This window comes from Silvanigrella paludirubra, from assembly GCF_009208775.1.
Taxonomy (GTDB): Bacteria; Bdellovibrionota_B; Oligoflexia; order Silvanigrellales; family Silvanigrellaceae; genus Silvanigrella; species Silvanigrella paludirubra.
Genome location: NZ_WFLM01000007.1, coordinates 11,711 through 23,581, shown reverse-complemented (window position 1 = coordinate 23,581; position 11,871 = coordinate 11,711). Strand labels below are relative to the sequence as shown.

The following is an 11,871-nucleotide window of genomic DNA, read 5'->3' as shown; positions in this document are numbered from 1 at the left end:
ATTTTAGTTAAGCCTATGAAGTGTTTTTAATTTGACAATATAAAATTATTTGTCAAAAAAACTTATCACTATTTAATAATAACGTCAAAAATATATATATAATTATTTATTTGTATTTTTATCCTTGTTTCATTATTATATCTAAAACACTCTAATGAAAGTTTCTTATGAATACCTTCATGAATAAATCATTCTATATTATAATATTTTTTATATTTCTAATAAATACAGAGAAAAATATCTACGCAAAAGATATGACTGGAGACAATCAAGAAAATGACACGGTATTTATAAATATTCAGCCTAGAACTCCATTCTTCATTTACAAGAAAAATGATTCAAAACCTTCCGACGGAGTTGCTTATCATTTACTAAAAAAAATTCTAAATTCTGCGAATGTTAAATACGAATTTAATAATATCCCATTGGTTAGAACTCTTGTATTGATGAAAGAAAATAAAACAAAAGTATGTTATCCAAATGCTTTAATGATAAAATCAAGATTGAGTTATGTTTTTTATTCAAAACCTTATTTTAAAGATAAAAGAACATCAATTCTTTTAAGAAAAGATGATAATAGATTTACAGAGTATAAAACCTTTAGCGAAATACTAAAAAATAAAAATTTAAGAATATTACTAAAAATAGGGTATGCTTATGGAAACTATATAGAAGAAACTTTAAATAAAACAAAAAAATACATAACAGGTTCAGTAAAATCAGATAAACCAGACGAAATCATTTTATCTTCTAACGATAATTATGAAATGTTAAATGAAATTATTGAAAAAAACGGAGATTATATGCTCATATCAAGATATGAGGCTGAATATTTATTTAAGGAAAATCCAAAGTACAAAAATTCTCTCACTATAAAAGATGTTGATGATTTAAACTATAATGAAAAGAGATATTTAATGTGTTCAAAAATAGTTGGCCAAGAAACTATAAATAAAATAAACCATCAAATAAAAAAAATAGCGAATTTTGATTGAAAAGTAAAATTTATATTTTTAAAATTTTATTCCTGATTTACCCATCAAAAGATCTTGCATTAAAGCTTTTTTAAGATTTTGATATTTATCAAGCAAAACATTTGCTAATAAAATTTTATTTGAAATTTTATTAGCAATTTTTATAATTTTTAATTGCTCACTCATTTGAGGTATTGGCACCATAAAATTTTCAAGATCTTTTATTGGTAATTGAGGTTGTGCAGAACCAGATGCAAATTTTTTATAATTAAATTCAAAATAAAATGATTGAAGAGAATGATACAAAAATTCATTAATTAATTCTTTATCATCAGACCTTATTATTACCATTCCTGAATTAATTCTCATATTTTTTAAGCCAATTTTATTAGAATAAAAAGCTATATTACCAACAGTACCTCTTGTCGTAATTACAATATCATTTAGTCTTATTTTTCCTTTGCTTAAAAGAGAATCTTTGACTTTGCTTATATACTCAAAATTCTTGAAATTAAACCCAGATTTAGTAACATTTGTTGCATTTAAAAATAAGCAGTGACCATTCTTTTTAAGTTCTTCCTGGCTTGGATAATGATGCCCTCTATCACCATCTATTAGTTTAATAGAAATATCTTTTAAACGCTTTATACTCCATTCTTCAGGTATACTTAAGATTGGACTATCTTTAAAATTAGTATGCCCTATTCCTTTCGTTAAAAGATCAAACATGATTCCTTTTTTTAAAATTTCAAGTTTTTCTATTTTTTGTTCAATTAGTTCTATCATTAAATCTACAGAACTTAATATTTTTGAGATTTTTTTTTGATCTGAAAAATTTGGTAATGTTAATTTAAGATTTTCAAAATCAGTTTTATTAATTATTGGAAGCGTTGTTATATTAGAAATTTTTACTAAATAATTACTTATATTTAATACAGAATAGTAAATATATTCATGATAAAACCCATCATTACATATTATTGAATTAATTTGCTGATTTGTAGCTGATCTTTTATTAGTTATAGAAACTTTACCTATACTACCAATGCAAGTGACCAATACACTATTTTTTGGAATTTCCCTGTTTTTATGTAAAGCTAATTCAGAAATTGATCTAGCAGAAGATTTTATATTCTTATTTCCATTTATATCTGAAGGTGAAATAAAGGGAATATTACCCTTGCAATCAAGATTATGTTTTGAGGGAGTGTAACCTGTTACAACTTTACCAACTTGATAGATAAAATATTCTTTCCATTCAGTGAATTCAGTGCTCATAGTCTAATTCCTTAAGAAATGACTTTAGCAATATTCCCTCATTTTCAATTTCTTTCTCTAGATCTCTTAAAGACAACTTGTATTTATCCCACCATCTTTCAATTAAAGCTAATGTTTTAAAGTCGATATCATCATTAATGAATTCACGAATTTTCTCTTTACAATCAATCTCACTTTTAAAAATAAAATATTCTTCATCTTTTTCTTCAAAAATAAGCTTTAAATTCATATTATTTAATATTTCTTGATTGTATCCATCATAAACTTCGCGTTTAGGAATTCCTCCAAATAAAATAGCCTTTACATCATAAATTTCAGGAGGAGGTGTATTGTCTGCATAACGACGAATATTTAAATTAAAATTATTTTCTTTAATTTCATAAATATCAACGACTCGTGAATAATACTTTTCTTTATGACTGTATAATGCTTCTGTCTTAAATTTTTTAAAGTTATTTAAAATATGACATATATCTTGCGGTCTTAATTTATTTTGATTTTTTCCTTCTTGGTACTCTAAATCAGCATTTATAAAAAGAACTTTTTTCATTCTTTCTTTTTGTTTTTTTTTGTTTAATACAATAATAGTTGCAGGAATACTAGTTCCATAAAAAAGATTTGCAGGCAATCCAATAACTGCTTCAAGCAAATCATCATAAATAATCTTTTCTCTAATTTTCTGCTCAGAAGAACCTCGAAATAAAACACCATTTGGTAATACCACTGCAGAACGCCCTGTTTCATTAAGTGATGCTATCATATGTTGTACAAAAGCAAGTTCTCCATAACTTTGAGGAGGAATGCCATAATGAAACCTTTGAAATGGATCATTTTTAGCTTCTTCAATACCCCATTTATCTAAACTAAAAGGAGGATTGGCTATAACAATATCGAACTTCATTAACTTATCACCATCTAAAAAAAGAGGACTCCGAATGGTATCCCCATTTTCAATGACAGCACTTTCTAAACAATGCAGAAACATATTCATTTTAGCTAGGGCCCATGTTGCTGCTGTAATTTCCTGACCATAAATTTGAAAATCACTTATCCGTTTTTTAGTCAGCTTTTCTGCACAACGAATTAGTAATGAACCAGAACCACAAGTGGGGTCATATATTTTGTGACCTTTTTGTGGATTTATAATTTCAGCGAGAAGCTGAGAGACTTCTGTTGGTGTATAGAACTCACCTGCTTTTTTCCCTGCCCCAGCGGCAAATTTTTCGATTAAATATTCATATGCATTTCCAATAATATCAAGTTTTCCAATACATGAAGGTCGTAAATTTAATTTTGGACTATTAAAATCATTTAGAAAAAGCTTTATACGTATATTTCTATCTTTCGCTTTTCCTAAATTTGATTCTGAATTAAAACTTATATTTCTAAAAACATTGTCTAATTTTTCTTTGTTTGCTGTTTCTATCTTATTAAGAGCTATATCTATAATTTCACCGATATTTTTTTCTTCTTTTTGCTCATATATATCTTTAAAATGACAACCTTTTGGTAAAATAAACTTTTCTTTTTCCAATGCATTTTTAATTTTTATTTCATTGCCAGCAAATTTTTTTTTATATTCTTCATATTTTTCATCAAAGGTATCGGATATATATTTTATAAAAAGCATTGTTAATACATAGTTTTTATACTCGCCTGCATCAACAACTCCACGAAACGTGTCGCAAGCATTCCATAAAATAGCATTTATTTCATCTTGAATCACTTTATTCATATTTGACCTTCAAAAATAGCATCCATTTGTTTGATACCAATTTTTTTATACCAAATAGAATTTATAATTGCATCAATAAACTCATATATTGTTATTTTATTAAAATTTCAGAGGATTAAAATTACATAAATAGAAAATATTATTTGAAATCATCAAAATCTTTTTTCAAAATTTTTATTTTACCTTCTTTAATAAGAGATTTTAAACCTTTATTAAAGGCTTTTACTTTTAACTCAATATCTTTTGATTTTTTTGAAAATGCAATAAATAATTGATGTTTTGCTATCTCAGGCTCAAGAAACTCTAGATTGTTCAAATTATCAACAAGTGTTTGATTATTTCTGATATGAAATTTTGCTACACTTTTATCTGTGAAAACAAGATCAACTTTTCCTAACACTAAATTTATTAAGTTTAACTCATCAGAAGTAGAATCAATTTTAACTAAATCATTTCTTGAATCAAAAATATCTTCATTTTTATACCCACGACAAATTCCAAATTTAAAAATTTTTAGAAGATCATAGGTTTTATTTAAATCATTTTTATAATATTTATAATTAATCTTATTTTTATCGCTTTTTTTAATATAAAATCCGTCTGTACTTTCAAAAAAAGAGTCTGAATAAATGAATTTATCTAAAATGGATTTATCATAATATTTTGGCATAATTCCATCGACACCATCTATTGACTTTTCTGCTTGCTCTAAAGCTCTTGCCCAAGGCATAAATTCTAGCTTTAACGTATAACCTTCCTTCTTTAAAGCAGTTCGTATTAATTCTGAAACAAATCCCTGTTTCTTTAAATTTGGCCCTACATAGGGCTCCCATTCTAAAGTGACTAACTTAATTTCTTTATTATCAGCATAAACGCTAAATGATAGTTGCAATAATTTTAAAATAAGAATCTTCTTAAAAAAAGAATTAAAATTCATTAAATATTATCCCATAAATATAAAAATAGAATTTATTTTATTATATATATGATGAAAGTAATAAAACTTCGGTCATACTCATGCCTAATCTTTTTACAACTTCACTTGCTTCAACACCTTCAAGCAATAATTTTTTAGCATCTAAGTATTTTTCATTTTGAATTTCTTTAAAAATTTCTTCAGGAGGAACTGAAGAATCAAATAATTTTAATATTTTTTGAGCTTTTTTAGATGAAATCAATAATTTCTCATTTAAAATTTCTGCGTCTTTCATAATTTTTTCAAGAGCCATACTCCTCATATTTAAATTAGAAATATTTGCTTCAAGAATAATTTCAGAGTGTTTATCTACTTCTATTAAAACGCTATTGATTTTTTTTGTTACATCTTCCCATTCTGCATGAGCTTCAGAACCAATAACCATAAGTTTGTTTAAAGTGTCACTTGCTAGTTTTTTTGCTTGACTAACTTCATGAGTTAATGCGGATTGTATTTCAATTAATTGCCCTCTTTCTGCATCAAGAATGGCAAACTCTTTGTCTCGTTTTGTCTTTCCACTTTTTAACCATTTTAAGCATAAAAAAAAGAATAGTGTTTGAAAGATAAAAAGTACAAAACCTATACATAAAAGCAATGCAATGTAGTTCATTTATTTTACTCCATTGCTATTTAAATAATCCTCTAAAATTGTTTCATCTACAGAGTCAAGAGTAAGATTTTCACAAAGAATTTGAAATTTTGTTCCTCTTTTTAAAATTTCTTCGGAACTCAAAACACGAGATAAAACTTGGAAATAAGTTGGTGCTTCTGTATGCTTATATTCAACAACTCTCGATTTTCTTGACCAATAATCTGGAATTTCAACCCAAATTCTTAATAGTGTTCCTTTTTTAAATTCAGATAGAGATTGAAAAAGTATTCCTTTAGAGGAAATACCAATACTTTCGGAAACAAACATTTTATCTGCTAAATTTGATATTTTATATTCACAATATTTTATAGGAATTTTTTTTGTGATTAATTTTAAATCAAAAGGAGTAGGTAAAGGAACAGCACTAGCACCGGCTTGACTAATTTCCTCAATATCATCAATCGTGAGGTTTTTTTGCATAATTTGGAAGACCCCATTTAGATATGATAAAAAGAATCAAAATTAAATTTAGTTACTTTACAAATATTTTATCAATTTTTTCTTTCATTGTCGCTGCATTAAATGGTTTCACTATATAATTACTGACACCACTTTTTACTGCTTCTACAATGTTATCTTTATCTGCTTCGGCTGTTACCATAAGAAATGGAAGACCTTTGATACGTTCGTCTTTATGAGCCCTAACTGTCTTTAAAAGCTCAATGCCCGTCATATTTGGCATATTCCAGTCACTAACAATAAACTCAATAGCAGGATTTATTGCTAGAGTATTTAAAGCTAGTTGCCCATCTTCTGCTTCAACAATATTTTGATAACCTAGTTGCTTAAGAACACTTTTTACAATTTTTCTCATAGTTGGAAAGTCATCCACAACTAAAATAAGAGAATCTTTGTTTATAGGTTTATACTTTCCCATTAAAAAACTCCTTCATAACTAAACACTATTCTTGCAAAAGATGCCTCAACTTTAACTTCATTTTCTGCACAGCCTGAGTATGAAGCTGAGAAACTCGGGATTCTGTTACATCTAATATTCGGCCAATTTCTTTTAAATTTAAGTCCTCATAATAATAAAGACTCAAAACTAATTTTTGTTTCTCTGGCAATTCTTCAACTGTTTTCATAATAATATCGCGGACTCCCTTGTTTTTCAACTGCATAAAAGGGTTTTTTGAATTCGGATTTTCTAAGCAATCAAGTAGAGATTTTTTGTCACTTGAGTGAGTTCCTCCCAATTCTTCTAAACTCATCATCGAAACACGAGTCCGTCCCATACGCTCTTGGTATTCTTCTAGAGGCACTTCTAAAAAATCAGCAACCTCTCTTTCCGTAGCTGGTCTTCCATATTTATGCTCTAATTCTAATTTTGCTTTATCTTCTTTTTTGTTACTTTCTCTTACACTTCTTGGAACCCAGTCTTGATTTCTTAACTCATCAAGCATTGCTCCACGCACACGAAATTCGGCATAAGTTTTAAATTTATTATCTCTACTTGGATCGTATTTATCAATGGCATCCATCAATCCTATAACACCCGCTGAAAATAAATCATCCAAATCAATATTTGATGGTAATCTTGCAGCAATTTTTTGGGCAATATATTTAATTAAAGGAGCATAATCCATTATAATTTGGTTCCGCATTGGATCGCTCGTTAAAGGAACAGCTCGAGTTTGGTTTTGTGGAACTCTCTTTTGCTTCTGCTTTGTATCTGAATCTTCTAGTTCTAATTTTTTTTGTGCAGCGCCTGAAAATCCCATTGTTCCTCCAACAAATCATAAAACGGATTTATTTATATCCAATGATATCTGGTGAATTTGCAGCAACCATTTTTCTCCAAAAAAACTGCATTGTTCCTTTAAGTTGCCCGACAGTTCCTTGTGTAATAATCTGTCTCGAAATATCTCTTAATCCTTGAGATGCAGCCGAAAAAGGATATCTTTGAACATAAGGAGTCCTTTCTCTAACTGAATTTCTTACGGATTCATCAAACGGAATATACCCAAGATATTCAACTCTAACTTGTAAATATTCATCTGAAAGTGTAGATATTTTATCATAGATTTTTTTTGCTTCTATATCGTTTTTAACCATATTTACAATCAGTTTAAACGAATTTTCAGCAGTTGTTTGAGAGAGAATTTTAATGCTTGCATAACAATCTGCTAAACTTGTTGGCTCAGGCGTTACCACCATAATGACTTCTGCAGATGAAGATGTCCAATATTGAACATTTTTTGAAACTCCTGCTGGAGTATCTATTAATACAACATCAAACTCTTCATCCAAGGATTCTATTTGATCTAACAGCATTAGTTTTTGCAATTTATCTAATTCAGGAACCCTCATAACCCCACTAGAAGAAGGAATAATTCTTACCCCTTCTGCCCCTGTCATAATAATATCTTTAAGATGTCTTTCTCCACAAAGAACATCATCTAATGTAAATTGTGGTCTTAAATTTAAAACAACATCTAAATTTGCTAGCCCAAAATCTCCATCAATTAGTAATGTTCTCATTCCCATTCGAGCCATGCATAGCCCTAGATTTGCCGTGGTCAAAGTTTTTCCAACACCGCCTTTTCCACCAGAAATTGCAAGTACCGTTGGTATTTTAGGTTGGAATTTTATATTCGGTGCTATTAAGGTATTATCTTTTTGCACATTTCTCATTAATTCTCTTAAACTTGAGGCTTGATCAAACACATTATCCCCCAAAAATAAAATAAATTATTTAGAGCTTTAAAAGTCTTTCAACAACTCTTTCTTTAGAAGCTATTTCAATATCCTCAGGGACTCTTTGTCCCGTGGTAAAGTAACTTAAAGGAATTTTATTTTGAATACTGCTATTTAATATTTCACCAAAAGCCCATGATTCATCTAGCTTAGTGAAAATTAAGCTAGATGGAGATAAAAATTTGAATCCTTTAATTGTTTCATCAATATCTCTTTGCTTCATTGTACAAGAGAGGACTAAATGAAATTCTATAGGCAAAGGCGCTTCTGATAATCTTTTTAAAGACTCCATTTGTTCTGAAAAACGAGTGCTTCTACCTGCAGTATCAATAAGAATATAGTCATAATTATTATGTTTAGTAATATAATTTAATAATTCATTTTTATCTGAAACATCTGCAAAAGGACAATCTAAAATTTTAGAGTAAACTCTTAATTGATCTGAAGCTGCAATTCTAAAAGAATCCATTGAAATCATCTCAACAGATTTTCCATCATTAATTTTCAATTTGGCTGCAACTTTTGCTAAAGTTGTTGTTTTACCTACTCCTGTTGGGCCAACAAAACAAATTACTTTTTTTCTGTTTTGATCAATTCTAAATGGTCCTGTTACTTTTAAATATTTAAAAATAAATTTAATTGCAGAGCTTAAATAAAAATCTTTGGTTTTTTCTGTTGAATTTATAAGCTCTTCTTTGGTTTTAGGATCATCCAAACTAATAAGCCAAGTCGTAAGTTGATTTATAAATCCTTCTGAAACACCTGCACTTCTAAGCCTTATTCCAATATCGGTAATATTAGAATTCGCACTTTCTGATGATTGTTTATACTTTTCTCTCATTATATCATGTAATAAAACTTTAATCTCTTGCATTTGCTCTGTGATATCCATTTGAGGCAGAGATTCAAGTTCTTTTCTTACTTTCGTAATTTCTGACTTTAACAGATTCATATCTTCTGCTGAAGAATCTTGTGAATCCTGATAAGAATTATTTTTAACAACTTCTTTTGCAAGTAAACGATCTTTAGCTGGTTCTTTATTTAAAGCATTTGCTAAAGAACGGGCCATATTTCTTGTTTCTGGATTTAAATTAGATAAAGTTGGGGTTATTAAAGAATTTCTATATTTACCAGAATCACCTTTTACTACAGTAGTTTCATTCTTTGATTTTATTTTTGGAAAATCTACTTTCGGAAGATTTGCTGCCGATTTTGGATTAATTACTTTACCATGCATTGTAGCACTTGGTGTTGCTGTTACTTCATAAATTCTACAATTTTTTTCTAATTCTTCTGAATATACTTCTTTTTCTTTTGTAGAAAGAATAACCGCATCTCTTCCAAGCTCAAGCTTCACAAGTTTTATAGCATCTTGTAAGGAAAATGATTCAAATCTTCTAATTTCCATTTTAGATCCTTCAAAAACAATTATTCAATACAACTCAAGTAATTAATTCCAAATTTTTAATATTTACATCATGAGGTATTTCATCAAAAGACAGAACAACCAACTGTGGAATATATCTTGATACAAGCTTTTGAAATGCCTGCCTCATTCTTGCACTAATTAATAAAATAGGTTGCGTTCCTTCTTTATCAAAAATTTGAATTCCTCTTAATAATTTTTGCAATATATCTTGTGCATTTTTTGCATCTAAATTTAAGTAACTAGTTCCATTTTCTGTTGTTACTAATCCACCAGATAAAATATCTTCAATTAATCTATCAAAAGTAACGACCACAATTTCATCCTTTTCATTCATATACTTTTGTATAATATTTCTTCCTAAACTTTTACGGCACATTTCAGAAAGAACATCAGGATTTTTAATTATTCTACAGTGATCTGCTATGCACTCAAATAGGGAAAGAATGTCTCTTACCGACACATCTTCACGAAGCAGGTTTTGCATGATCTTAACTACTTCTCCTAAAGATAATCGATCAGATTGCATAACTTCATCTACAACTTTAGGATTTGACTCTTTTAGTTTATCAATAAGATATTGCATATCTTGCCTTGTAATTAATTCGGCAGCATGTTCCTTTAATACTTTAGTAATGTTAGTTGCAATTACAGTCGAACAATTTACAACTGTATAACCTCTAAATACAGCTTCATCTTTGTCTCTCTTATGAACCCAAATAGCAGGAAGGCCATATACAGGATCTTTCGTAATCTCTCCTGCAATTGGTAATTCAACTCCACCAGGATCCATAGCTAAAAAATAATCAACCATTAAGTTTCCTGATGCTATTTTGTTACCTTTAAGTAATATTTGAAATCCTCCAGGCTCTAATTGCAAATTATCTCGCAATTGAACTTGTGGAATAATAATTCCCATTTCTTGTGCAAATTGTTTTCGAATACCTTGAATTCGATCTACAATTTCACCATCTTGTGCAGGATCAATTAAAGGAACTAATCCATGTCCAACTTCAATCGCAAGCATATCTATTTTCATTAAATTATCTAAACTATTATTTTCTTTTTCATCTTTTTTACGTTCATCCGCATCTTTTAAACTTTCATCAACTTGTTTTCTATTAGAAATCCATTGAGATGACATTCTTCCAAGAAAAACCAAAAGGGATGACAAAATAAAGAAAGGAATTTTTGGAAAACCTGGAATAATAGCTAAGAAAAAAATCAACCCTGCTGCAATATAAAATGCTTTTGGGTGAATACGAATTTGATTTAAAACCTCAGAACCTAAATTTCCTTCACTTGTTGCTCTTGTTACGATAATACCAGCAGCAGTAGAAATCATTAGAGCTGGAATTGCACTAATTAAACCATCACCAACAGCAAATAATGTAAATTTAGATGCCGAGTCCGATGGACTTAACCCATGCATCAAAACACCAATAGCAAAACCAACAATAATATTTACAATTGTTATAATTATTCCAGCAATGGCGTCACCGCGGACAAACTTACTCGCACCATCCATAGCACCATAAAAATCAGCTTCTTTTTCAACTGCTTTTCTTCTTCTTTTTGCTTCATCTGCATTAATATGACCAGCATTTAATTCCGCATCAATTGCCATTTGTTTTCCTGGCATCGCATCTAATGTAAATCGTGCAGCAACTTCGGCAACGCGTCCAGCACCCTTAGTAATAACAATAAAATTAATCACCATTAAAATTACAAATATGACAAAACCAACAACAAAGTTACCTCCAACAACCACTTTTCCAAATGCAACTACAAGATTTGCAACATCTCCTTCTGCTCCTTGCAAAAGAATATTTCTTGTTGTTGCCACATTAAGAGATAATCGAAATAAGGTTGAAATAAGTAACAAAGTAGGAAATACACCAAATTCTAATGGCTTTGTAATATAAATGCTGACCATTAAAATAATAAGAGCAATTGAAATACTTATTGCCAATAAAAAATCTATAAAGAAGGATGGCAAAGGAAAAATCATCATTAAAATTGTTCCAATGATAATTCCTGCCATTACAATATCAGGACTTCTTGATAAAAATCCTGGTGATTTTAATATTCCACTTTCAGACATTGATGTCTGGGCTTTGGCCATAAATTATT

General features: G+C 29.0%; 11 protein-coding genes. 1 reads left to right on the top strand and 10 read right to left on the bottom strand.

Features of this window, described 5'->3' with window-relative positions; all coding sequences use genetic code 11:
- Window positions 1–179: 179 nt before the first annotated feature.
- Complete coding sequence (locus tag GCL60_RS16080) at window positions 180–995, top strand: transporter substrate-binding domain-containing protein (protein WP_161998259.1); 816 nt, start codon at window positions 180–182, stop codon at window positions 993–995.
- A gap of 18 nt (window positions 996–1,013) precedes the next feature.
- Here the strand turns inward: GCL60_RS16080 and GCL60_RS16075 are convergent, their stop codons facing one another.
- The 10 genes from GCL60_RS16075 to flhA all read right to left on the bottom strand — a co-directional run bounded on the left by GCL60_RS16075 (window position 1,014) and on the right by flhA (window position 11,863).
- The gene (locus GCL60_RS16075; protein WP_153421701.1) at window positions 1,014–2,252 is read right to left on the bottom strand and encodes a restriction endonuclease subunit S; all 1,239 of its coding nucleotides are present in this window, start codon (window positions 2,250–2,252) and stop codon (window positions 1,014–1,016) included.
- Window positions 2,242–3,987, bottom strand: coding sequence for a type I restriction-modification system subunit M (locus GCL60_RS16070; protein WP_153421700.1), 1,746 nt, complete (start codon window positions 3,985–3,987; stop codon window positions 2,242–2,244). The genes GCL60_RS16075 and GCL60_RS16070 overlap by 11 nt, the downstream gene beginning before the upstream one ends.
- Before the next feature lie 139 nt (window positions 3,988–4,126).
- Window positions 4,127–4,924 (bottom strand): substrate-binding periplasmic protein, encoded by a 798-nt coding sequence (locus GCL60_RS16065; RefSeq protein ID WP_153421699.1) that lies wholly within the window; start codon window positions 4,922–4,924, stop codon window positions 4,127–4,129.
- A gap of 40 nt (window positions 4,925–4,964) precedes the next feature.
- On the bottom strand, window positions 4,965–5,573 hold the full coding sequence (locus GCL60_RS16060; protein ID WP_153421698.1) for a hypothetical protein: 609 nt from the start codon (window positions 5,571–5,573) through the stop codon (window positions 4,965–4,967).
- The gene (locus GCL60_RS16055) at window positions 5,574–6,035 is read right to left on the bottom strand and encodes a hypothetical protein (protein WP_153421697.1); all 462 of its coding nucleotides are present in this window, start codon (window positions 6,033–6,035) and stop codon (window positions 5,574–5,576) included. It lies immediately after the preceding gene.
- Window positions 6,036–6,087: 52 nt separating this feature from the next.
- Window positions 6,088–6,492: a response regulator gene (locus GCL60_RS16050; RefSeq protein ID WP_153421696.1), complete on the bottom strand. Its 405-nt coding sequence runs from the start codon at window positions 6,490–6,492 to the stop codon at window positions 6,088–6,090.
- A gap of 25 nt (window positions 6,493–6,517) precedes the next feature.
- On the bottom strand, window positions 6,518–7,336 hold the full coding sequence (locus GCL60_RS16045; protein WP_202614055.1) for a sigma-70 family RNA polymerase sigma factor: 819 nt from the start codon (window positions 7,334–7,336) through the stop codon (window positions 6,518–6,520).
- 28 nt (window positions 7,337–7,364) lie between these two features.
- A complete protein-coding gene (locus GCL60_RS16040; protein WP_153421695.1) occupies window positions 7,365–8,282 on the bottom strand; it encodes a MinD/ParA family protein in 918 nt (305 codons plus the stop codon).
- A gap of 28 nt (window positions 8,283–8,310) precedes the next feature.
- The gene (gene flhF, locus GCL60_RS16035; RefSeq protein ID WP_153421694.1) at window positions 8,311–9,720 is read right to left on the bottom strand and encodes a flagellar biosynthesis GTPase FlhF; all 1,410 of its coding nucleotides are present in this window, start codon (window positions 9,718–9,720) and stop codon (window positions 8,311–8,313) included.
- 34 nt (window positions 9,721–9,754) lie between these two features.
- The gene (gene flhA / locus GCL60_RS16030) at window positions 9,755–11,863 is read right to left on the bottom strand and encodes a flagellar biosynthesis protein FlhA (protein WP_202614054.1); all 2,109 of its coding nucleotides are present in this window, start codon (window positions 11,861–11,863) and stop codon (window positions 9,755–9,757) included.
- Window positions 11,864–11,871: the final 8 nt, after the last annotated feature.

Coding starts and splice junctions, on each gene's coding strand:
- GCL60_RS16080 (WP_161998259.1), top strand. CDS start 180: ATGAATAAATCATTCTATATTATAATATTTTTTATATTTCTAATAAAT.
- GCL60_RS16075 (WP_153421701.1), bottom strand. CDS start 2,252: ATGAGCACTGAATTCACTGAATGGAAAGAATATTTTATCTATCAAGTT.
- GCL60_RS16070 (WP_153421700.1), bottom strand. CDS start 3,987: ATGAATAAAGTGATTCAAGATGAAATAAATGCTATTTTATGGAATGCT.
- GCL60_RS16065 (WP_153421699.1), bottom strand. CDS start 4,924: ATGAATTTTAATTCTTTTTTTAAGAAGATTCTTATTTTAAAATTATTG.
- GCL60_RS16060 (WP_153421698.1), bottom strand. CDS start 5,573: ATGAACTACATTGCATTGCTTTTATGTATAGGTTTTGTACTTTTTATC.
- GCL60_RS16055 (WP_153421697.1), bottom strand. CDS start 6,035: ATGCAAAAAAACCTCACGATTGATGATATTGAGGAAATTAGTCAAGCC.
- GCL60_RS16050 (WP_153421696.1), bottom strand. CDS start 6,492: ATGGGAAAGTATAAACCTATAAACAAAGATTCTCTTATTTTAGTTGTG.
- GCL60_RS16045 (WP_202614055.1), bottom strand. CDS start 7,336: ATGGGATTTTCAGGCGCTGCACAAAAAAAATTAGAACTAGAAGATTCA.
- flhF (WP_153421694.1), bottom strand. CDS start 9,720: ATGGAAATTAGAAGATTTGAATCATTTTCCTTACAAGATGCTATAAAA.
- flhA (WP_202614054.1), bottom strand. CDS start 11,863: ATGGCCAAAGCCCAGACATCAATGTCTGAAAGTGGAATATTAAAATCA.